The sequence below is a fragment of the Devosia sp. FKR38 genome, from assembly GCF_005222805.1.
Lineage (GTDB): Bacteria > Pseudomonadota > Alphaproteobacteria > Rhizobiales > Devosiaceae > Devosia.
Window position 1 is genome coordinate 233,731 of the sequence record NZ_STGC01000005.1, and the last position, 20,887, is coordinate 254,617.

General features: G+C 65.2%; 20 protein-coding genes. 11 read left to right on the forward strand and 9 right to left on the reverse strand.

The features are described from left to right. Positions 1–13: 13 nt before the first annotated feature. Entirely contained in the window at positions 14–1,438 is a 1,425-nt protein-coding gene (locus E8M79_RS06235) for a sigma-54 dependent transcriptional regulator (RefSeq protein WP_248304919.1), read from the reverse strand. A gap of 213 nt (positions 1,439–1,651) precedes the next feature. On the opposite strand from E8M79_RS06235, the gene E8M79_RS06240 reads away from it, so the two are divergent. The 5 genes from E8M79_RS06240 to E8M79_RS06260 all read left to right on the forward strand — a co-directional run bounded on the left by E8M79_RS06240 (position 1,652) and on the right by E8M79_RS06260 (position 6,624). Further along, complete coding sequence (locus tag E8M79_RS06240) at positions 1,652–2,830, forward strand: ROK family transcriptional regulator (protein WP_171015752.1); 1,179 nt, start codon at positions 1,652–1,654, stop codon at positions 2,828–2,830. Between the two features lie 110 nt (positions 2,831–2,940). Next, the gene (locus E8M79_RS06245) at positions 2,941–4,194 is read left to right on the forward strand and encodes an EAL domain-containing protein (RefSeq protein ID WP_171015753.1); all 1,254 of its coding nucleotides are present in this window, start codon (positions 2,941–2,943) and stop codon (positions 4,192–4,194) included. Between the two features lie 6 nt (positions 4,195–4,200). Continuing rightward, positions 4,201–4,689, forward strand: a complete 489-nt coding sequence (locus tag E8M79_RS06250; protein WP_137151085.1) for a shikimate kinase — start codon at positions 4,201–4,203, stop codon at positions 4,687–4,689. 83 nt (positions 4,690–4,772) lie between these two features. After that, positions 4,773–5,639 carry a TIGR01459 family HAD-type hydrolase gene (locus E8M79_RS06255; protein ID WP_137151086.1) on the forward strand — a complete coding sequence of 289 codons (867 nt, stop codon included), beginning with the start codon at positions 4,773–4,775 and terminating at the stop codon, positions 5,637–5,639. 7 nt (positions 5,640–5,646) lie between these two features. Beyond that, positions 5,647–6,624, forward strand: coding sequence for a bifunctional riboflavin kinase/FAD synthetase (locus E8M79_RS06260; RefSeq protein ID WP_137151087.1), 978 nt, complete (start codon positions 5,647–5,649; stop codon positions 6,622–6,624). Between the two features lie 72 nt (positions 6,625–6,696). Here E8M79_RS06260 and E8M79_RS06265 read toward each other — a convergent pair whose 3' ends face one another. Further along, positions 6,697–7,779, reverse strand: coding sequence for a helix-turn-helix transcriptional regulator (locus E8M79_RS06265; RefSeq protein ID WP_137151088.1), 1,083 nt, complete (start codon positions 7,777–7,779; stop codon positions 6,697–6,699). Between the two features lie 204 nt (positions 7,780–7,983). On the opposite strand from E8M79_RS06265, the gene ileS reads away from it, so the two are divergent. The 5 genes from ileS (at position 7,984) to rsmD (ending at position 15,189) form a co-directional block, all read left to right on the forward strand. Beyond that, entirely contained in the window at positions 7,984–10,959 is a 2,976-nt protein-coding gene (ileS, locus tag E8M79_RS06270) for an isoleucine--tRNA ligase (RefSeq protein WP_137151089.1), read from the forward strand. 121 nt (positions 10,960–11,080) lie between these two features. Then, on the forward strand, positions 11,081–11,650 hold the full coding sequence (gene lspA / locus E8M79_RS06275; RefSeq protein ID WP_248304920.1) for a signal peptidase II: 570 nt from the start codon (positions 11,081–11,083) through the stop codon (positions 11,648–11,650). 84 nt (positions 11,651–11,734) lie between these two features. Continuing rightward, positions 11,735–12,442, forward strand: coding sequence for a hypothetical protein (locus E8M79_RS06280; protein ID WP_137151091.1), 708 nt, complete (start codon positions 11,735–11,737; stop codon positions 12,440–12,442). 102 nt (positions 12,443–12,544) lie between these two features. Beyond that, positions 12,545–14,551: a pseudouridine synthase gene (locus E8M79_RS06285; RefSeq protein ID WP_137151092.1), complete on the forward strand. Its 2,007-nt coding sequence runs from the start codon at positions 12,545–12,547 to the stop codon at positions 14,549–14,551. A gap of 71 nt (positions 14,552–14,622) precedes the next feature. Next, the gene (gene rsmD / locus E8M79_RS06290; RefSeq protein WP_137151093.1) at positions 14,623–15,189 is read left to right on the forward strand and encodes a 16S rRNA (guanine(966)-N(2))-methyltransferase RsmD; all 567 of its coding nucleotides are present in this window, start codon (positions 14,623–14,625) and stop codon (positions 15,187–15,189) included. Between the two features lie 201 nt (positions 15,190–15,390). Here the strand turns inward: rsmD and E8M79_RS06295 are convergent, their stop codons facing one another. Genes E8M79_RS06295 through E8M79_RS18360 form a run of 5 tightly spaced genes read right to left on the reverse strand, consistent with a single transcriptional unit; the run spans position 15,391 to position 18,762 of the window. Further along, positions 15,391–15,825 (reverse strand): Fur family transcriptional regulator, encoded by a 435-nt coding sequence (locus tag E8M79_RS06295; RefSeq protein WP_137151094.1) that lies wholly within the window; start codon positions 15,823–15,825, stop codon positions 15,391–15,393. Positions 15,826–15,838: 13 nt separating this feature from the next. Then, entirely contained in the window at positions 15,839–16,831 is a 993-nt protein-coding gene (locus E8M79_RS06300; protein WP_137151095.1) for a metal ABC transporter substrate-binding protein, read from the reverse strand. Between the two features lie 49 nt (positions 16,832–16,880). Beyond that, positions 16,881–17,753: a zinc ABC transporter permease AztB gene (gene aztB / locus E8M79_RS06305; RefSeq protein WP_137151096.1), complete on the reverse strand. Its 873-nt coding sequence runs from the start codon at positions 17,751–17,753 to the stop codon at positions 16,881–16,883. Further along, positions 17,753–18,613: a zinc ABC transporter ATP-binding protein AztA gene (aztA, locus tag E8M79_RS06310; RefSeq protein ID WP_137151097.1), complete on the reverse strand. Its 861-nt coding sequence runs from the start codon at positions 18,611–18,613 to the stop codon at positions 17,753–17,755. Before aztA ends, aztB begins: the two co-directional genes overlap by 1 nt. Continuing rightward, complete coding sequence (locus E8M79_RS18360; RefSeq protein ID WP_171015754.1) at positions 18,610–18,762, reverse strand: hypothetical protein; 153 nt, start codon at positions 18,760–18,762, stop codon at positions 18,610–18,612. The genes aztA and E8M79_RS18360 overlap by 4 nt, the downstream gene beginning before the upstream one ends. A gap of 162 nt (positions 18,763–18,924) precedes the next feature. Here E8M79_RS18360 and E8M79_RS06315 point away from each other — a divergent pair, with 162 nt between their 5' ends. Further along, entirely contained in the window at positions 18,925–20,121 is a 1,197-nt protein-coding gene (locus E8M79_RS06315) for a GTP-binding protein (protein WP_137151098.1), read from the forward strand. Position 20,122: 1 nt separating this feature from the next. On the opposite strand, the gene E8M79_RS06320 is transcribed toward E8M79_RS06315, so the two are convergent. Both E8M79_RS06320 and E8M79_RS06325 read right to left on the reverse strand, forming a co-directional pair. Continuing rightward, positions 20,123–20,479, reverse strand: coding sequence for a DMT family protein (locus tag E8M79_RS06320; RefSeq protein WP_282568100.1), 357 nt, complete (start codon positions 20,477–20,479; stop codon positions 20,123–20,125). 103 nt (positions 20,480–20,582) lie between these two features. Beyond that, entirely contained in the window at positions 20,583–20,837 is a 255-nt protein-coding gene (locus E8M79_RS06325) for a DUF2164 domain-containing protein (protein WP_137151099.1), read from the reverse strand. Positions 20,838–20,887: the final 50 nt, after the last annotated feature.

Genomic DNA, 20,887 nt, shown 5'->3' on the forward strand with positions numbered 1-20,887 from the left:
CCTCTGGCAGCAGCTAGCCAGCCGCCGCCATGTCCGTCCAGCCCTGGCGCTTGCGATAGATCGTCGAGGGGCTGATTTCGAGCGCCGCCGCGGCGAGCGACACATTGCCGCCAAAGCAGGCAATAGCATCCTCGATGATGCGCTGTTCCTGCTGCCACATTGGCAGGATTGCCGGTCGGCGATTGCCGCGGGGCTCGGGCTCGCTGGAGCGCAGACTGTCCTTGGCCTCGATATCGGCCTTGGCCAGCATGTCGGCAGTGATGTCTCCGCCATCGAACATTACCACCAGGCGCCGCACCAGGTTCTGCAGCTGGCGCACATTGCCCGGCCATTCGCCGGCCGCCAGCAGGGCCGCCACGTCGGGCGCAAAGCCGCCGAAACGCTTGTTTTCCTCGCTGGCATAATGCGCCAGGAAATGCCGGGCCAGCGGCATGATATCGGTCGGCCGCTGCCGCAGCGGCGGCAAATGGATGGGCAGCACATGCAGGCGATAGAACAGGTCTTCGCGGAATTTCTTCTCGGCAATCAGCTGCATGGGGTTGCGATTGGTGGCGCAGATCACCCGCACATCGACGCGGCGCACGCCGGCCTCGCCGACGCGGCTGAGCATGCCGGTCTGCAGGAATCGCAGCAATTTGGACTGCAGCGACAGATCCATCTCGCCGATCTCGTCGAGGAAGAGCGTGCCGCCATCGGCCAGTTCGGCGGCGCCCTTGCGGTCCTCATGCGCACCGGTGAAGGCGCCACGCGCCACACCGAACAATTCGCTCTCCATCAGGTCGCGCGGAATGGCGGCGCAATTGATCGCCACCAGTCGCTTGCCGGCGCGATGGCCCTTGTTGTGCAGCGCTTCGGCACAGACTTCCTTGCCGGTGCCGCTTTCCCCGGTGATGAACACCGGCGCCGACGAGGCGGCAATGCGACCGATCTGCTCATAGACGAATTGCATGGCGCTCGAGGCGCCGATAAAGCCGGCGAAATCGCTGATCCCAGCATCATTGCGACATTCAATGCCCAGCGACCGGCCCTTTCCATGGCGCAGCGCCAACTCGTTGATCCGGGCGGCCATGGCCGGTCCGTTGATCGGCTTGGCGACATAATCATGAGCGCCGGCGCGCATGGCCCCGACAGCGGCTGAGACCGAACTGCCCGTGGCCACGGCCACCACCAAGGCGCCGCTGGCCAGCCGCACCAGCCGCGCGACGGCATCGTCGCTGTGGTCGGCCAGATCGCGCAGGCTGCCCAGATCGGCCAGGATAATGTCAAAGGCATGGTCGCGCAGCAGGTCGGCGGCGGGGCGACCGCCCGGAACGATGCTGATCTGGGTCAATTGGTCCAGGCTCTGCGAGAGCGCATCGGCCACCAGGCGCGCATGATCCTGATCCTGGTCGATCAGCATCAGCTGTCCACTGGAGGCGCCATTGCTCAAATTCTGCATTGCCATACGGCTCGGCCCTCGCACTGCTTAGTCACAAAATCCTGTCACCCCAGGCGCTTCCGTCTGGGGATTCTGGACGATTGCAATTGTTGGGCAACAGGGTAAATTTTCCGTTCAACAGTTCGCATTACGAAATTTTGATCTCAGTCTTGCTAGCCGTGCCCGAGCTCAGTTAAGTTATTGCCCATGCGAAAAAAAACTGTAACCGAGAGAATGCAGGTCATGGTTCGTGGCGTGGCCCAGTCAGGCGTTCGCCTGGCCAATGAGCGCACCGTCCTCGGCCTGATCGCCATTGGTCCCGGCAGCTCCAACGCGGATGTGGCCCGCCTGTCCGGGTTGGGCGCGCAGACCACCTCACGCATCATCTCTGAACTGGAAGAACGCGGGCTGATTCTGCGCGGACAAGTTCTGCGCGGGCGCCGCGGCCAACCGGCCACACCTCTTTTTATCAATCCCAACGGCGCTTTCTGCATCGGCGTCGAGATCGGCTGGCGCCATTTCGAGGTGGTGCTGATCGACATGGCCGGCGTATCGGCCCGGCCGGTGCGCTACTATTACGACTGGCCCGACGCCACCACGCTGCTGCAGCGGGTCGCCGAGGAGGTCGTTCGCCTGCGTGATTCGCTGACCAATCAGCAGCGTGCGCACCTGGTCGGCGTCGGACTGGCAACGCCCACCGACATTGAAAAGCATGTGGAACTGACCGGTGCGCCCCCCGAGCAGGCGACCCTTTGGCGCGATACCAATATTGCGGCCAAGTTGGCAGCCGCAACCGGGCTCGAGGTCGAATGGCACAATGATGGCCATGCAGCCACCTGGGCCGAACTGATCGCCCAGGCGCATCCGCGCATGCGCAACTTTGCCTATTTCCAACTGGGCTCCGCCGTCGGCGGCGGCCTGGTGATCGACGGCGGTTTCGGCGAGGGCGGCTGCCGGCCGGCAGAGCTGGGATCGATCATGATCTGCGACGGCCTATCCGCACCCACCTTCATCCACTTCCTTGCGGCGCTGGATTCCCTGAGCACGGCTGTTGTGGCTGCTGGCGGCAAGCGTCCGAGCGGGGACCCCCAGACCTGGGACTGGGACGGACTGGAATCGGTGGTCGAACCCTGGAGCGACAAGGCCGGCGAGGCCCTGGCGCGCGGCATCCAGGGCATTCGCGCGACAATCGAGATTGAGGCCGCCGTCATCGATGGTCCCATGCCCGATCACCTGCTTGAGCGGGTCATTGCGCGCACGAACCACCACCTGACGCGCATACCGGTCTTCTCCCATCAGCACCCGCCGGCTGTCCGTGGTCGTGCTGGTGGCTCGGGTGCTGCGGTCGGCGCTGCGCAACTGCTGATGTTTGATCGCTTTTTCTCCCGCGCCTGGAACCTGATGGCCACCTGAGCCCACGCAATTAGGCTTGGAAGACGGTTGCCGCGCCTTTTGCCGGGCCCCCTGCAATGCTAAGAGGAGATGCCGAATCCCGGCATCAACAAGGGGCCTCAGGTTTGTCCGTGCAGGCATTGGTCTACACGTTAATCGCCCTTGCGGCGGCCGGCGCCGGCGCCACCGCCTATTTCGGGCTGACCTTCACCCCCGCCGAGGCCATCCTCGTAGCGATTGTGTTCGGCTGCGTCAGCGTCGTGATGATGGAGCGCAAGCTGCGCCAGCGTGCCGAGAACCGGCTGGAAAAGGCCATTGAGGACCTCTCCCGCCTCCTGGCCACCGATGCCCAGGCCGGCGCCGTGCTGGGCCAGCGCATCAATGCCATGGCGGACATCAATGCCGGTAGCCGCCTCGAGGGCGTTGAGGCCGATATCTCGGTGCTGGGTACTGTAATTCGCCAGGTGGCCGAAGCCGTTGCCGAGATGGAAGATCGCGTGACCAAGTCCAGGCCGGAGCCGCGCGACCGCATGATCGCTGCGCCCACCCCGGCGCCGGTTGTGCGCACCGACAGCGCCCAGCGCGAGCCCGAGCCCGTCATTCCGCTGCAGACCCTGCGCCAGGCCCTGGCCGAAGACCGCCTGATCTTTCATGTCCAGCCCGTGGTGACACTGCCGCAGCGTCGGCCGCAGGGCTATGATCTGGTGCCCCGCCTGATGCTGCAGGACGGCGAAATGGCTGATCGCGCTGACTTTTTGCCGCGCCGCGGCGGCGAGGACGTGCTGCGCACCATCGATGGCGTCGCACTGGTCGAGGCTGTCACCATCGTCCGCCGCGCCAGCGCCAATGGCCAGCCGGTCAAGCTCTATGTGCCGCTGTCGCGCGCGACGCTGGCCGATTCCATGTCGGCCGAACAGCTGATTGCCTCCATGGAAGCCAACCGCGCCTTTGCCGCTGGACTGATCTTTGCCATCAGCCAGGCCGACTGGCAGAGCCTGAGCACCGGTGAGCGGGCCGTGGTCGACGCCGTCGCCAAAAAGGGGGCCGGATTCTCCCTGACCAATGTCAAATCACTGCGGGTGGATGTCGCCGAGATGGCAGCGCAGAATGTGCGGTCGCTGCGCATTGATGCTGCCCGGTTTATCGAGGAACCCGAGGTCTTCACCGACTTCCATGCCTCCGATATTGCCAATTATCTCAATAGGTTCGAGGTGGCGCTAATGGCCACCGGCATTACCAATGAGCGCCAGATCGTCGAGCTGATCGAGGATGGCATTGCCCTGGTGCAGGGGCCCCATATTGCCGCGCCCGGCCCGGTGCGGCCCGACCTGATGGTTGAGCGCCCGCGCGCCGCCGTGACCCCGCTGCGCCGCGCAGAGTCCTGATTTTCCATGCAGATTATTATCCTGACCGGCCCGATCAATGCCGGCAAGACCACGACGGGCCGCGCTTTAGCGCGACTCGTGGCCGATGCCAGCTTTGTCGATGGCGATGACCACGACGCGCCCGATGATGCGCCGCTTGCGGTGCGCATAAGCGCCTCAATGGCGCACATAGAGACACACATAATCGCCGCACAAGGCGCCGCACTTATTGTCGCCGTGCCCCTGCGCGAGGAGGATTACCGGCGTTTGCGGGATACCGCGCTGAGCGTGGGCGCAGAACTGCGCGTTGTGACGCTCAACCCGCCGTCTGAGATCGCCTTCACCAATCGCGGTGGCCGGCAATTGTCGCCCGACGAGATCGCCCGCGCCCAGGAGATGTATCAAGAGGGCTATGCCAGCCGCCCGTTCAGCGCGCTTGTGGTGACCGACATGCCCGGGCCCGAGGCGACGGCGCGCGCCATCGCCCGGGATTTGCAACTCACCCTGCGTGCATGATAGCCATCCGCCGGTCGTTTATGCTTGATCCTCAAGGGCAAGCTGACCCATAGAACTGCATCCTGTTCGCATCGGAAGTCGCGATGACCAGCTCCCTGCCTTCGATCTCCGGCCTTGCCGATCTTGCCGGCCGCTATGATGCCGTGCTGAGCGATGTCTGGGGTGTGGTGCACAATGGCGTGGCGGCCTTTCCCAGCGCCGTGGAAGCCCTGGTCAATTATCGCCGGGCCGGGGGCAGGGTGGTGTTCATCACCAATGCCCCGCGCCCCTCGGCGCCGCTGATCGAGATGCTCGACCGGCTGGGCGTGACGCGCGAAGCCTATGACGCCATCGTCTCCTCGGGCGATGCCACACGGGTGATGATCGCCAAATACAGCGGCCGCGGCATCCACCACGTCGGTCCGCCCACCGAGGACGATGCGCTCTATGAGGGCCTCAACGTCACCCGCACCAGCGCCGAGACCGCCGATGCCGTGGTGGTGACCGACCTCGATACCGATGACGATACCCCCGAGATGTACCGCGAGCGTGCCCGGCTCTGGCTGGCGCGCAAGCTGCCCATGATCTGCGCCAATCCCGACCGGGTGGTCGAGCATGGTGACAAGATCATCTATTGCGGCGGTGCGCTGGGCGATCTCTATGCCGCCATGGGCGGCATGGTGCTGATGGCCGGCAAGCCCTATCAGCCCATTTATGAGGAAGCGTTCCGCCTGGCCGAAGTGGCCGCCGGACGGCCGCTGGACAAATCCCGCGTGCTGGCCATCGGCGACAGCGTGCGCACCGACGCGACCGGCGCGGCGCAGTTCGGCCTCGACCTGCTGTTCGTCACCGGCTCGATCCATGCGGCCGAACTCGATGCCTTCGGCAAGCCCGACCCGCAGGCCATTGCTGACCTCGTGGCGCCCAGCCGCGCCCACATGGCCGGTTTCCTGCCGCGCCTGTCCTGGTAGGGTCCCGATGACGGCTTTTCTGCGCCTCAACAATCTCGATGCCGTGCCGGAGACGCTGCGCGGCGCTTTTGTCGCCATCGGCAATTTCGACGGGCTGCATCGCGGCCACCAGACGGTGCTGAGCACGCTAAAGGCGCGCGCCGCTGCCGCTGGCCGCCCGGCTGTGCTGCTGACCTTTGAGCCGCATCCGCGCGATGTGTTCGCCCCGGCCCCCTTCATGTTCCGCCTGACCGATGGCGATGCCAAGGCGCGCCTGGCCGAAGCGCTGGGGCTCGACGCCATTGTCATCCTGCCGTTCGACCGGGACTTTTCCCAGATCGAGGCCGAGGATTTCGTTGCGCGCTTTCTGGTGAGCGCGCTCGGCGTCACCGGCGTCATCGTCGGCGCCGATTTCCACTTTGGCCGCCAGCGTCGCGGCACCCCGACCTTCCTCAAGGCGGCCGGTGCGGCGCAGGGCTTTGCCGTCGAAACGCTCGACCTGATGGATGAAGGCGAGGAGGTGATTTCCTCCTCCCGTATCCGCGCGGCGCTGTCAGAAGGCGCGGTGAGCGCCGCCAATCGCCTCTTGGGCTATCACTGGTTCTTCGACGGTTGCGTGGTCAAGGGCGACCAGCGCGGCCGTGAACTGGGCTATCCGACGGCCAACACCATGACCCATGCCAATTTCCAGCTGGCCCAGGGCGTTTATGCCGTGCGCGCCCGCCTGGGCAGCCGCTTACTTGATGGCGTGGCAGCCTTTGGCAAGCCGATGTTCAACAACCAGCGCCCGCCCTTTGAGACGCATCTGTTTGATTTTGACGAAGACATTTATGGCCAGACCATCACGGTGGCGCTGATCGCCCATATCCGCGGCCAGGAAGTGTTTTCCGGCCTCGATGAGCTGATCGCCGCCATGGACCGCGACAGCCGCAAGGCCCGCGATGCCCTCGCCGCCGCACGTCCCTTGAGCCCGCTCGACGCGCGGCTGGGGTTTGTGGCGGGTTAGGGCCCCGCCGCCGAGGCTCCGCAGCGACGAAACGGGTCCCTCACCTTTGAGCGGGCGGTTTGGACAGGGCGATCACTCGTCCATCAGCAGGCGCACGAGCTCGGATTGCCGGCGGACGCCCGTCTTGTCGAAAATGCTGGTGAGCTGGCTGCGCACGGTCGCCACCGAGATGCCCCGGTTGGAGGCCGCAGATTTGCGGCCGCCACCGCGCACGATCTCCCAGGCCAGGCGCGCTTCGGCGGGCGTCAGCCCATAGCGCAGGCGCATGCGCTCGGTGGCCTGCACCATGCGCAGGTCGGGGTCGGTGACAAAGATGATGGCCAGTTGCTGGGTGAAGCCGGGCCACCAATTGCGGGTGGGAAAGGGCAGGCATTGCACGGTCAAGGGGCTGCGCCCGGCACTGCGGGAGATTTGCAGGGCGCCTTCGTCCCGCACGGCCAAGCCGCGTACGCTCTGGGCCACCAGGCGGTTGAGCGCCGCCGTCTCCTCAACGGTGTTGCAGCGCAGCTGGCCCTGGCGCAGCGTCAACCCGTCGCCATCGGACAGCATCTGCTCGGCCAGGCCATTGGCAGTGCGGATATCGCCATTGGCCCCGACCAGCAGCGCCCCGCGATCGAGATATTCGAGCGCCGCAAAGGCGCCCATGCCCAGCGACTGGGTCTCGTGCAGCAGCTGGTTGAGCTGGAAGGCGCGCACCAGATGCGGCGTGATGGCGGAGAAGAGCTTGAGCCCCTCGCCGTCATAGTCCTTCTTGCCCGACACCATGATGGTTGCGCGCCAGCCCTGTGAGGTGGCCAGGTTCAACGCCATGCCATGCAGATAGCCCTGCGGCAGGCACCACTCATTGTAGAACTCGCTGGCGCGGAAACGGTTGGAATCCACCATCATGGCGTCGGTGACTGCGCGGCCCACCGGCGTGCGGTGCAGCGCCAACTGCATGGCATTGCCGCTGTGGTAGTGCTCGGCATAGGAGCGGACATAGTCCGGATCGGTGCGGGCACTGACCAGCATGGGCACCAGCGCCGCCGTCTGCCCGCCCATGGTGGCATCAATACTGCCCGTCAGGTCGGCCAAAGCGGTCAGTGCAGTCTGCCAATATTCGGGCCGTGCGCCCGCTTCATAGATGTCTTCGATCAAGCCGAGTATCGCGTCCACGATGATCTCACTGGTTGGTCAACAGCAGTCCACACGCAAATGCGACGCTATGCAAGTCTATCTTTAACCAGCACTTTTCCGTCTCCAGATGATCCACGTCGCAGCACATCGGGCGCGGCGACGCCGCCACGGGCTAAAACACTTTGCCCCCAGGGCTGGGCCTTGCTAAAAGGCGGCCCAAACTCCCACAAGATTGCCGATCCCATGACCGATACCGCCGCTGGCGCCGCCGAAACCGACTATTCGGCAACCCTGTTCCTGCCCGAGACCAATTTCCCGATGCGCGCGGGGCTCCCCGACCGCGAGCCGGGCTGGCTCAAGCGCTGGGAAGACATGGACATCTACAAGCTGCAGCGCGAGCAGGCCGCGGACCGGCCGCTGTTCACCATCCATGACGGCCCGCCCTATGCCAATGGCAATATCCATATCGGCCATGCGCTGAACAAGACGCTCAAGGACATGGTCAGCCGCTCCATGCAGATGCTGGGCTTCAACTCGGCCTATGTGCCGGGCTGGGACTGCCATGGCCTGCCCATCGAGTGGAAGATCGAAGAGCAGTACCGCGCCAAGGGCAAGGACAAGAACGAGGTTCCGGTGGTGGAATTCCGCCAGGAATGCCGCAGCTTTGCCGAACAGTGGGTCGATGTGCAGCGCGAAGAGTTCAAGCGCCTGGGCGTGCTGGGTGAGTGGGACAACCCGTACCTCACCATGAGCTTTGATGCCGAGGCGCAGATCGCCCGCGAGCTGATGAAGGTCTCGATGACCGGCCAGCTCTATCGCGGCAGTAAGCCCGTGATGTGGAGCGTGGTCGAGCGCACGGCGCTGGCCGAAGCCGAAATCGAATATGCCGATTATGAGAGCGACACCATCTGGGTGAAGTTCCCGGTGTTGCATGCGGCTAGTGCTGGCTGGCTTGGTTCAGGGCACGACACTGTGTCGGCAACACAGTCGTTGCAGTCGTCGTCGGTCATCATCTGGACCACCACGCCCTGGACCATCCCGGCCAACCGGGCGATCAGCTTCTCGTCCAAGATCAGCTATGGCCTCTACGAGGTTACCGCAGCACCGGCGGACAACTGGGCCAAGGTCGGCGAAAAATACATCATTGCCGACAAGCTGGCTGGCGAAGTGTTCGCCAAGGCCAAGGTTGAGGCTTTCGAGAAGCGCGCGGACGTCAGCAGCGCCGAGCTCTCGGCCATGATCACCGCGCACCCGCTGCGCGGGCTGGCCGATGGCTACACCTTCGACGTCCCCCTGCTCGACGGCGACCATGTCACCGACGACACCGGCACCGGCTTCGTGCACACCGCGCCCGGCCATGGCCTGGATGACTTTGAAATCTGGATGAACTCGTCGCGCCTGTTGGCCGACAAGGGCATCTCGTCGGAGATCCCCTATGTGGTGGGCGACGACGGCTTCTACACAAAGGACGCGCCGGGCCTCGAAGGTGCGCGCGTCATCGACGACAATGGCAAAAAGGGCGATGCCAATAACCGCGTCATCGCGGCTTTGGCCGAGCGCCATGCCATGGTCGCCCGCGGCCGCGTCAAGCACCAATATCCCCATTCCTGGCGCTCCAAGAAGCCGGTGATCTTCCGCAACACGCCGCAGTGGTTCGTCTATATGGACCGCGACATCGAGGGCGCTGCCGGCGACACGCTACGCCACCGCGCGCTCAAGGCCATCGACGCCACCAAGTTCTACCCCGCTGCCGGGCAGAACCGCCTGCGCGCCATGATCGCGGACCGCCCCGACTGGGTGCTGAGCCGCCAGCGCGCCTGGGGCGTGCCGATCACGGTGTTCGTCAACAAGGCCACCAACGAGATCCTCAAGGACGAGACGGTCAATCACCGCATCGCCCAGAGCTTTGAGGAAGAGGGCGCGGACGCCTGGTACAAGCCCGGCGCTGCGCAGCGCTATCTCGGCGCCGCCTACAAGGCCGATGACTATGAGATGGTCACCGACGTGCTCGACGTGTGGTTCGACTCCGGCTCGACGCACAGCTTCGTGCTGCGCAACAAGCAGAAGTGGCCGCACCTCAAGTTCCCCGCCTCGCTCTATCTGGAAGGCTCCGACCAGCATCGCGGCTGGTTCCATTCGAGCCTTCTGGAAAGCTGCGCCACCAATGGCCATGCGCCCTATGAAGGCGTGCTGACGCATGGCTTCACCATGGATGGCGAAGGCCGCAAGATGAGCAAGTCGCTGGGCAATACGGTTGCCCCGCAGGACATCATCAAGCAGTTCGGCGCCGATATCCTGCGCCTGTGGGTGGCGTCGTCCGACTATTCGGAAGACCTGCGCCTGGGCAAGGAAATCATCCAGACCACGGTCGACAGCTATCGCAAGCTGCGCAACACGCTGCGCTGGCTGCTGGGCAATCTGGCGCACTATAAATCCACCGACGCGGTGGACGCCAAGGACATGCCTGAGCTCGAACAGGTGATCCTGCATCGCCTGGCCCAGCTCGATGCCCAGGTGCGCGGCGCCTATAAGGACTACGACTATCGCAAGGTGGTGACGCTGCTCACCAACTTCATGAACATCGAACTGAGCGCCTTCTATTTCGACATCCGCAAGGATGCGCTCTATTGCGATCCGATCAGCGCCATCCGGCGCAAATCGGCGCTGACGGTGCTCAACCATCTGTTCGATTGCCTGACGGCCTGGCTGGCCCCCATCCTGGTGTTCACCATGGAAGAGGTTTGGCTGGAGCGGCATCCGGAGGCCAATTCCTCGGTGCATCTGCGTCTGTTCCCCGAAGTGCCGCAGAGCTGGCTCAATGACGAGCTGGCCGCCAAGTGGCAGCTGATCCGCGCGGTGCGCCGCGTGGTGACCGGGGCGCTGGAAATCGAGCGGCGTGACAAGACCATCGGTTCGTCGCTGGAAGCCGCGCCCGTGGTTCATATTGCCGATGCTCGCCTGGCGGCGGCGCTCGACGGGCAGGACCTGGCCGAGATCGCCATCACCTCGGCGGTGACGATCCTGAGCGGGGAAGGCCCGGCCGAGGCCTTCCGCCTCGACGACGTCCCCGGCGTCAGCGTTAGCCCGAGCCTCGCCCAGGGCAAGCGCTGCGCCCGCTCCTGGAAAGTGCTGCCCGAAGTGGGCAGCGACCCGGACTATCCCGATGTCACGCTGCGCGACGCCCAGGCGCTGCGCGAACGCGCGGCAGCGGGGCTGTAGGACCGGGCTTCGGCTCTTTCCCACCCTCCCCTCTGAGGGGAGGGGGTCGTCTTGTGATGAACTGAGGGACCCCCTCCCCAACCCTCCCCTCAAGGGGGAGGGGGCGCCAATGGAGCTTTCGGTGACAGACAAGACCAATTCCCTGTTCAACCCATCGGTCTATTATTCCCTCACTGCCGCGGTGCTGGCCTTTGGGCTGGACCGGGCGCAGAAGGGCTTCCAGGTCGCCGGCGAGTGCGTGGCCATCGGCGCCGCGCCCTGCGTTGAGGTTTTCACCAGCTATGTGCCCTTCGCCATGACCGGCTGGCGCGGCGGCGAAGTGGTCAAGGTCACCGATTTTTTTGACTATGTGCTGGTGTGGAACACCGGCATTTCCTATGGCCTGCTCGATGGCCTGCCGGTGTGGGGCCTGGGCGTGATCATGCTGGTGGCCATCGTGGCGCTGGCCATCTGGTGGGTGCGCGCTGACTCGGCGCTGATCCGCATGGGCCTGGCGCTGTGCATCGGCGGCGCGCTGTCCAATGCGCTGGACCGGCTGATCTATGGCGCGGTGGCCGATTTCTTCCATCTGCACTGGGGCACATGGTCGTTCTACATCTTCAATATCGCCGATGTGGCCATCACCATCGGTGTGATCCTGCTGATTGCCGACATGATCGGGCTGGGCCGGCGCGCAAAAGCGACCAATTGAGGGCGGTTGACACGGTGCAGCCAGAATCTGGTCTTACCGAGCACAATGGGTTATAAGCGCCTCCGAGATGTTGAAGGACCTTGCATGCGTAATCGATTGACCGGGCAGAATGCTGCTCTACGGGCGGCCTCCCGGGCCGGTTTGGCCTCGCTTGGTCTGCTGCTGGCCCTGACCTTGGCCGCCTGCACCACGGTTGAGGGCACCAATGCCCTGACCGACCCGGCCACATTCGAGCGCGAGGTGATGAACACCACCGCCCGTGGCGTGGGCCTGATTCCGGGCGAAGCGCCCAAGCCCGAGCTGACCCAGGCCCGCGCGCCGCTGGCCCTGCCCAAGGCCGGCCAGGCCCTGCCGGCGCCGAGCACCGAGGTCGCTGCAGCGCAACTGCCCAAGGACAGCGACAACGTCCAGATCGATACCAGCAATTTGACCGAAGCCGACCTTGCCCGCCTGCGCAATGCCAAGGTGGTGGATCTGCGCTCGATCTCGGGCCGCCCGCTCACCGAGTCCGAGACCAAGGTGTTGATGGCGCGCCTGCGCAATGCCAATGCCGACGTGACGGTCAAGACCGGCGATCGCCCGCTTTATCTGCCGCCGGACGAATATTTCACCCGCGTCGGCGATGCAGATCTCGTCTGTGCTGCGCCCAATGGCAATCTGGTGTCCATCCGCGACCCCCAGTGCCCCGAGGACGTGCGCAAGGCGCTGGCCCGCCAGAGCACTGCCGTGACCGGTGCGGCGATCAACAATGGTATGTCCCTGACCAAGTCCGAAACCAAGATCGGTCAATAATCGACCATCTGCTCTTTACATCCTCAAGCGGCCGGATGATCCGGCCGCTTTCTCCTTTCTGCGCCGCCCAAATGGGTCCCGCATGACATCAAGGCACGCCAAATGCGCGAACTGAACGACGCCTCCCCCGCCAAGCCCGATACCGGCGACCGTCTCGCCAAGGTCATCGCCCGCTCCGGGCTCTGCTCCCGGCGCGACGCCGAGGTCTGGATCACTGCCGGCCGCGTCGCGGTCAATGGCAAGAAGGTGCTGACCCCGGCCTTCAACGTCACCGAACGCGACAAGATCATGGTCGATGGCGTGCCGCTGGCCGCCCGCCAGGGCACCCGCGTCTGGCTCTACCACAAGCCCGCAGGCCTGGTGGTCACCGAGAAGGACCCCGAGGGGCGCCCGACCATTTTCGAGCATCTCGAAACCCATGGCCTGCCGCGCGTGGTGACGGTGGGCCGGCTCGACATCAATACCGAAGGCCTGCTGCTGCTGACCAATGACGGCGGCCTCAAGCGCGTGCTCGAACTGCCCGCCACCGGCTGGCTGCGCCGCTATCGCGTGCGCGCCCATGGCACGGTGACCCAGGCGGCGCTCGACAAGCTCAAGGACGGCATCGAGATCGACGGCATCAAATATGGCTCCATCGAAGCCACGCTCGAACGCGAGCAGGGCTCCAATGTCTGGCTGGTGCTGGCGCTGCGCGAAGGCAAGAACCGCGAAGTCAAGAACGTGCTGGGCGCCTTGGGCCTCGAGGTCAACCGCCTGATCCGCATCAGCTATGGCCCGTTCCAGCTCGGCGATATCCCGGTGGGCGGCATCGAGACCATCAAGGCCAAGATGCTGCGCGACCAGCTCGGCAAGAAGCTGGCCGACGCCGCCGATGTCGATTTCGACAGTGAAATGCCCGAGGCCAATGCGCTCGAAGGCAAGCCGACCCGCGACCGCCTGACCGGCCGTGGCACCAATACGGTCGAGATTGCCCGCCAGCGCTTCCGCTTCACCGATGGCGCCGAGCAGAGCGAGGAAGAGCGCCGCGCCGAGCGGCCGCGCCAGGATCGTCCCGGCCGTTTCGATAGCCGCAAGCCGGTGAGCCGGCGTGAAGACCCGCGCGACGACGAGGATGCACCGCCGCCGCGCCACATCCATTTCGACGAGGACGGCCGCGCCCCCGAGGAATTCGTCAAGAAGAACCTGGGCAAGGGCTCGGCCTGGCGCGACCCGGATGACCAGCCGGCCAGCACCTATGGCAAGAAGGCACCGCGCCCCGCCGCCGGGGCCAAAAAGCCCTTCGGAGAAAAGAAGCCCTTCGGAGAAAAGAAGGCATTCGGCGAGAAGAAGCCGTTTGGCGACAAGAAGTCCTTCGGCGACAAGAAGCCCTTCGGCGACAAGAAGCCCTATGGGGACAAGAAGCCCTATGGCGATCGTCCGGCCTTTGGCGACAAGCCGCGCGGCCCGCGCCGCGAGGATGGTGATCGTCCCACCCGCAGCTTTGCCGAGCGTCCCGGTGCCGGCCGCCCGGCTGGTGCCCGTCCCTTTGCCGAGCGTAGCGAGCGCCCGGCGCGCAGCTTTGAGCCGCGTACGCGTCCCGAGGGCGGCGCCCGTCCGCCGCGTGACCGCGAATTCACTGGCACGCCACGCGGTCCGCGCCGCGAGGACGCCGAGCGTCCCGCCCGCAGCTTTGAGCCACGCACGCGTCCTGAGAGCGAACGCGGCGCCGGTGCAGCCTTCAAGGGCGAAGCCAAGCGTCCCGGCCGCAATTTCGACGAACGGCCGCGTACGTCGCGTCCGGCCGGCGACCGCCCGGCCTATTCGGATCGCCCGGCCCGTCCGGACCGCGCCGATCGCCCCGGTCGTGACCATCTGGGGTCGGAAGCCAAGACCTATGGCAAGCCGCGCACCCGCGCCGATGGCAAGCCCATGCCCAAGCGCGATGGCGCCGCACCGCAGCGCGGCCCCAAGCCGGGTGGCTATGGCAAGCCCGGTGGCCGCCCGGCCGCCGGTGGCCGTCCGAGCGGCGGCGCAGGCCGTCCCGGTGGTGCTGGTCGCCCCGCGGGTGGTGGTCGTCCCTCCGGTGGCGCTGGCCGCCCCAGCGCTGGTCCGCGTCGTCCCAAGGCCTGACGCGCCCAGCCGCACACTGCCCCCGGCTCTCAGGCGCCGGGGGTGAATTCCCGTGAATGCAGGAGCCTCCCATGCGCATCGTGGCCGGCAAGTTCCGCGGCAAGCAGCTGATCTCCCCGTCGGACGATTCCATCCGCCCGACAGCCGACCGCGTCCGCGAATCCATGTTCAACATCCTGGCCTCGCGGCTGGGGCCGGTGTTTGACGGTCTGCGGGTGCTCGATCTCTTCGCCGGCACCGGCGCCCTGGGCTTTGAAGCCCTGTCGCGCGGCGCGGCGCACGCCACCTTTGTCGATATCGGCGCCGAAGCGCGGGGCCTGGTCCGCGATCATATCGAGGCCTTTGGCGTGGGCGGCATCACCAAGCTGCTGCGCCGCGACGCCACCGATCTGGGCGTGCCCGGCACCTTTGGCAAGTTCGACCTGGTGTTCCTTGACCCGCCCTATGGCCAGGGTCTGGGTGAAAAGGCGCTGATGGGCCTATTGGCCCACGGCTGGCTGGCGCCCGATGTCGTCATCGTCTTTGAAGAAAGCGTCGACGCCGAAGTGGCCATTCCCGAAGGCTTCGTCCTTGATGACCGCCGCGTCTACGGCTCAGCGGCCTTGCATTTCCTGAGCCTGGCCGAGGCGCAGGCCTAGATCGTTTCAACCTCGATTGGATTTGCGGCTCCTTTGCCTCCCTTCCCACCCGGGTCGCGTCTCGGCGCGCCCGAGTGCACGCTCTTTAGGGGAGGGAACGAGGGAGGGGGCCGTCGGTGGCCCAAAGAACCACCCCCACCCCGACCCTCCCCTCAAGGGGGAGGGGGCGATAGAACCGCGTCAATCTGAACTTGGAACGATCTAGCTGGCGGCGCAGCTGCCGCAGGTGCCGCGGATTTCCATGGTGGTGCGTTCGACGGTAAAGCCCTGGGCTTGCGACCAGACGCCGAGGCGGTCTTCGATCTGGCTGTCGGCGAATTCATCGACCTTGCCGCAGCTGCTGCAGATGGCAAAGGCGATCAGGCCAGTGCGGTGACAATGCTCGTCGGCGCAGGCGACGAAGGCATTGAGCGATTCCAGGCGATGGGCGAGGCCGCGCTCGACCAGTTTTTCCAGCGCGCGATAAACCTGCAGCGGGGCCCGGAGGCCATCGGCGCGCAGCTGGTCGAGCAATTGATAGGCCGATAGCGGCGTATCCGCATGCGCCAGCACGCCCAGCACCAGCGCCTGGTTGCGCGTCAGATCCGCGGCCCAGACGTGATCATGGCCAGCGTGGTCGTCATGCGAATGCGCCATCTGTTCGGTCTCCCTATTGCGCCGGGGTGCCGGCCATGGCCGGGACCAGCAGATCCACATTGTGCCGGAACATGTCCAGATAGGTCGAGGCCCCTTCGCTGGGTTCCGACAGGGCATCGGCATAAAGCTCGCCACCGATGGTGACGCCGGTCTCGCGCGCGATCTGCTCGACCAGGCGACCATCGCTCATGTTCTCGATGAACAGCGCCTTGACCCCGTCGGCGCGGATCTGCTCGATGAGCTTGCCGACATCGGCGGCCGAGGCCTCGCTGTCAGTGGAGATACCCTCGGGTGCCAGGAACTGCACGCCATAGGCCTCGCCGAAATAGCCGAAAGCATCATGGGTGGTGATCACCTTGCGCTGCGCCTGCGGCACGCTGTCGACGGCGGCCACGACCTGGGCGTCCAGCGCGCTGATCTCGGCCGAATAGGCCTTGGCATTGGCCTGGTAGGTTGCGCAGCCATCAGGATCGGCCGTGCAGAGGCCGTCAGTGATGTTCTGCACATAGATCAGACCGTTCTTCAGGCTCTGCCAGGCGTGCGGATCGGTGATCTCGCCGCTCTCTTCGGCATGGGCGTGGTCGTCATGCCCGGCTTCAGCGGGGGCGGTAGCGTCATGGGCATGGTCCTCTCCCTCAGCTTCGCCATGGCCATGCGCGTCGTCGGCCATGGTGTGCGTGGCGACGCCCGTGCTGGCCACCACGACGGGGCCGGTGAAGCCGGTGGCTTCCACCAGGCGGTCAAGCCAGCCTTCAAAGCCCAGGCCATTGACGAAGAACACCTGCGACTGGCTGAGCGCCTGCGCATCGGCCGGCTTGGGCTCATAGACATGGGTATCGGCATTGGGACCGACGATGGTGGTCACCTCGACCCGGTCGCCACCGACGTGGGAGACGATGTCGCCCAGGATGGAGAAGCTGGCGACCGCCTTGATCTCGGCGGCACTGGCCGGCAGCGCCAGCACGGTGCCCATCAGGGCCGCAATCAGAAGCTTGGTACGGGTCATGTCAGAAGCCTTTCAACAGAGTTGGGCGGGGAGACGCCCGGGCAGAACTTCAGGCGATGCGGTGCCGGCGTGGCCGCAGATGGCTGGAGACCAGCCCGCGGCTGCCGAACAGCATGGAGAGCACATAGATCGCGCCAGCGACCAGGATGATGGCCGGGCCGGAGGCGACGCTGAGATGATAGGAGACCAGGAGCCCCAGATAGCTCGACACCACCGAGATGGCGATGGCCAGGGCGCACATGGCCTCAAGGCTGCGCACCCAGAAGCGCGCGGCGGCGGCCGGCAGCATCATCAGACCCACGGCCAGCAGCGTGCCCAGGGCCTGGAAGCCACCGACGAGGTTGATGACCACCAGGGCAAGGAACAGCAGATGCACGGGCTGGCCGGCGCCGCTGACGCTGCGCAGGAAGGTGGGATCAAGGCATTCGGCGACCAGCGGCCGCCACAAAAGGGCCAGGGCCACCAGAGAGACGGTGACAATGGCGCCGATCATCAGCAGCGCGTCATTGTTGAGCGCGAGCACGGTGCCGAACAGCACATGCATGAGATCGACATTGGAGCCTTTCAGACTGACCAGCATGACGCCCAGCGCCAGGGAGATGAGATAGAAAGCCGCCAGCGAATTGTCCTCGCGCTGGATGGTGAAGCGGGAGACGAGGCCCGAGAGCACGGCCACGATCAGCCCGGCGGCAAAGCCACCCAGCGTCATGGGGAGGATGGCGAGGCCCGAGACCAGGAAGCCGGCGGCCGCGCCGGGCAGAATGGCATGCGCCATGGCATCGCCGGTCAGGCTCATGCGGCGCAGCATCAGGAAGACGCCGACCGGCCCGGCGCTGAGCGACAGGATCACCGCACCGGCCAGGGCCCGGGCCATGAAGCCGAACTGCATGAAGGGGGCGAGCAGCAGATCATAGAGGCTCATCAATGCGTCCCCCGCGAGCTGGCCGGATGGTCGTGGTGGTGGTCGTGGTCCTGGCCAGCAGGGCCGTGACCATGATCATGACGGTGGTCATGATCGTGATCATGACGGTGATCATGATCGTGATCATGGTCGTGCTCATGCCACGGCGCCTGTTCGTCCCAGGCCTCGACCATCTGGCGGGCGCGGCGCAGATTGTCGGCGGTCAGCGCGGTGGCAGTGGCGCCCCAGGCGATGGGTTCGCGCGCCAGCAGCAGCGTCTGCGGAAAACTGGCATGCACCAATTCGGCGTCATGCAGCACGGCGATGACCGTGCGGCCTTCGCCATGCCAATGGGTGATGAGATCGGTGAGATCGGCGACAGTGCGCTCGTCAATGGCGGCAAAGGGCTCGTCGAGCAGGATCACCGGCGCATCCTGCACCAGCACGCGGGCAAACAGCGCCCGCTGCAACTGACCACCCGAGAGCGTATCGATGGTGCGGCGCTCAAAGCCGGAAAGGCCGACGCGGGCGAGCGCGGCTTCCATCTCCTTGTGGTCAGCGCCGCGAATGGCCGAAAAGGCGCCGCGGCGCTTCCAGAAGCCCAGGGCCAAGAGATCGGCGACCACGGCGGGGAAGCTGCGGTCGATCTCGGCCAGTTGCGGCAGATAGGCAATGTCACGACGGCCAAAGCCATCGAGCACCACGCGGCCACCCAGCGGCTTGAGGGCGCCCATGACGCCCTTGAGCAGCGTGGACTTGCCCGACCCATTGGGGCCCATGACGGCGGTCAGCGAGCCGCGGGCAAAGCTGCCGTCGAGATGGTGAACGGCGGGATGGCCATCATAGCCCAGCGTCAGATCCTCGATGCGAATGGCGCTCATGCCGTCACCAACAGGCTCAGCACGATCCACACCAGCGCCAGCACCGGCGCAATCAGCAGCAGGCGCGACCAGGCGCTGGCCTGCGCCAGATCGCTGCGGCTGACGCGGAAGGTTTGGGGCGGGCGATGCGGCGTGCGCGGTTCAAGCATGAAAATCTGCGGTTGTGCTGGAGTCTGCCGGGGTTGGAGGGCGGATGTAACGTAATAACGTTTTTGCTGTCAACGCGCGCCGCGGCGGGGCAGCGTCTTGCAATGTGAAATGTAATAACATAACACATTCGGCAATGTCCACCTGCCTGTTGCGGAACTGATATGCCTGAAATCACCAAGCTCCCCGTCACCGTGCTCTCCGGCTTTCTGGGCGCCGGCAAGACCACGCTGCTCAACCACATTCTGAACAATCGCGAGGGCCGCAAGGTCGCCGTGATCGTCAACGACATGAGCGAGGTCAATATCGATGCCGCGCTGGTGCGCGACGGTGGCGCCAATCTCAGTCGCACCGAGGAAACTCTGGTGGAAATGAGCAATGGCTGCATCTGCTGCACGCTGCGCGACGATCTGCTGGCCGAGGTGACCCGGCTCGCCGGGGAGGGGCGCTTTGACTATCTGCTGATTGAATCGAGCGGCATTTCCGAGCCGCTGCCGGTGGCCACGACCTTTGACTTCCGCGACGAGCGCGGCGTGTCGCTGTCCGACATCACCCGGCTCGACACCATGGTGACCGTGGTCGACTGCGCCAATCTGCTCAAGGACTATGCCTCGACCGATTTCCTGGCCGACCGCGGCCAGGTGGCCGGGGAGGGGGACGAGCGGGCGCTGGTGGACCTTCTGGTCGACCAGATCGAATTCGCCGACGTCATCGTGCTCAACAAGGTCTCGACCGCTAGCCCGGATGATCTGCGGGCCGCGCGCACCATTCTCAAGGCGCTCAATCCGGTGGCCAAGATCATCGAGACCGATTTCAGCCAGGTCGATCTCGGCGATGTGCTCGATACGGGCCTGTTCAACCTCGAGGCCGCCGAGGCCAATCCGCTGTGGTTCAAGGAGCTCAATGGTTTCAAGGACCATGTGCCCGAGACGCTCGAATATGGCGTGCGCAGCTTTGTCTATCGCGCGCGCCGGCCGTTCAACCCGCTGCTGCTGCAGCGCTTCATCGAGACGTCACTGCCCGGCGTCATCCGCGCCAAGGGCTTTTTCTGGCTGGCGACGCGGCCGCATCATGTGGGGGAATTCAGCCTCGCCGGGGCGCTGGTGCGCACGCAGCGGCGCGGCATCTGGTGGGCCTCCGTGCCGCGTCAGCGCTGGCCGGACAATGATGAGTGGCAGGCCAGCATGGAACCCTATCTCGACCGCACCTGGGGCGACCGGCGGCAGGAGATCGTCTTTATCGGCACCGGCCCCATGGACGAGACCGCGATCTATCGCGCGCTTGATGCGTGCCTGGTGCCCGCCAAGGGCTTCACGCCCGAGGCCTGGACCAGCCTGCCGGACCCGTTTCCGGCCTGGTGAGCTATTTGATCGGGCCCTTGAAGATGAAAAAGGCGCCCAGCGCGATCAGCCCGAAGCCGACGCCATGGTTCAGCGTCAGCTTCTCGTCGAAATAGAACACCGTGAACACCGCAAAGACCGACAGGGATATGACCTCCTGAATGGTCTTGAGTTCGGACGGCGAGTAGACCGCTTCCCCGATGCGGTTGGCGGGCACCGCCAGCCAATACTCGAAAAAGGCAATGCCCCAGCTGATCAGCACGGCAGTCCACAGCGCCGAGGTCGGCCATTTGAGGTGCCCATACCAGGCAAAGGTCATGAAGATATTGGATGCGAGTAGCAGCCCGATGGGGGCCAGACTGGCGAAATTGAGACCCAAGGCCCCCTCCTGCACAAACCGGCACGGCGCCGGTCGCGCCTTCTAGCCAGGCCATTGCAGCGCTGGAAGCCCCAATCGGGCATGTCTGCTTCACAAAACCGCGTCAGCGCAGATGCTTGGTCGGCTGCTCGAGCGCGAACAATTCGTCGGTCAGGTTCTCGATGCGCTCGCGGATCACGCCCTGCGCGTCATAGACGCCGCGGTTGTAGTAATAGGCGCCCATCTTGTCGGCGAAGAACAGCATGAGCATTTCGGCCGGAATCGAGCCGATCTGCTGGTCGAGCTCGTCACGGAAATAGTCCTGGATTTCCCCGACGATGGCCTTCGTTTCCTCGCGGCTGAATTTGATCGGTTTCATGGGCGGGCTCCTCTGATTGGTCTGTCGCTACCCCTAGCCGAGTCGCGCGC

Coding starts and splice junctions, on each gene's coding strand:
- aztA (WP_137151097.1), bottom strand. CDS start 18,613: ATGAGCGCCATTCGCATCGAGGATCTGACGCTGGGCTATGATGGCCAT.
- rsmD (WP_137151093.1), top strand. CDS start 14,623: ATGCGCATCGTGGCCGGCAAGTTCCGCGGCAAGCAGCTGATCTCCCCG.
- E8M79_RS06295 (WP_137151094.1), bottom strand. CDS start 15,825: ATGGCGCATTCGCATGACGACCACGCTGGCCATGATCACGTCTGGGCC.
- E8M79_RS06240 (WP_171015752.1), top strand. CDS start 1,652: ATGCAGGTCATGGTTCGTGGCGTGGCCCAGTCAGGCGTTCGCCTGGCC.
- E8M79_RS06325 (WP_137151099.1), bottom strand. CDS start 20,837: ATGAAACCGATCAAATTCAGCCGCGAGGAAACGAAGGCCATCGTCGGG.
- aztB (WP_137151096.1), bottom strand. CDS start 17,753: ATGAGCCTCTATGATCTGCTGCTCGCCCCCTTCATGCAGTTCGGCTTC.
- E8M79_RS06260 (WP_137151087.1), top strand. CDS start 5,647: ATGACGGCTTTTCTGCGCCTCAACAATCTCGATGCCGTGCCGGAGACG.
- E8M79_RS18360 (WP_171015754.1), bottom strand. CDS start 18,762: ATGCTTGAACCGCGCACGCCGCATCGCCCGCCCCAAACCTTCCGCGTC.
- E8M79_RS06300 (WP_137151095.1), bottom strand. CDS start 16,831: ATGACCCGTACCAAGCTTCTGATTGCGGCCCTGATGGGCACCGTGCTG.
- E8M79_RS06250 (WP_137151085.1), top strand. CDS start 4,201: ATGCAGATTATTATCCTGACCGGCCCGATCAATGCCGGCAAGACCACG.
- E8M79_RS06255 (WP_137151086.1), top strand. CDS start 4,773: ATGACCAGCTCCCTGCCTTCGATCTCCGGCCTTGCCGATCTTGCCGGC.
- E8M79_RS06315 (WP_137151098.1), top strand. CDS start 18,925: ATGCCTGAAATCACCAAGCTCCCCGTCACCGTGCTCTCCGGCTTTCTG.
- E8M79_RS06285 (WP_137151092.1), top strand. CDS start 12,545: ATGCGCGAACTGAACGACGCCTCCCCCGCCAAGCCCGATACCGGCGAC.
- E8M79_RS06235 (WP_248304919.1), bottom strand. CDS start 1,438: ATGCAGAATTTGAGCAATGGCGCCTCCAGTGGACAGCTGATGCTGATC.
- ileS (WP_137151089.1), top strand. CDS start 7,984: ATGACCGATACCGCCGCTGGCGCCGCCGAAACCGACTATTCGGCAACC.
- E8M79_RS06280 (WP_137151091.1), top strand. CDS start 11,735: ATGCGTAATCGATTGACCGGGCAGAATGCTGCTCTACGGGCGGCCTCC.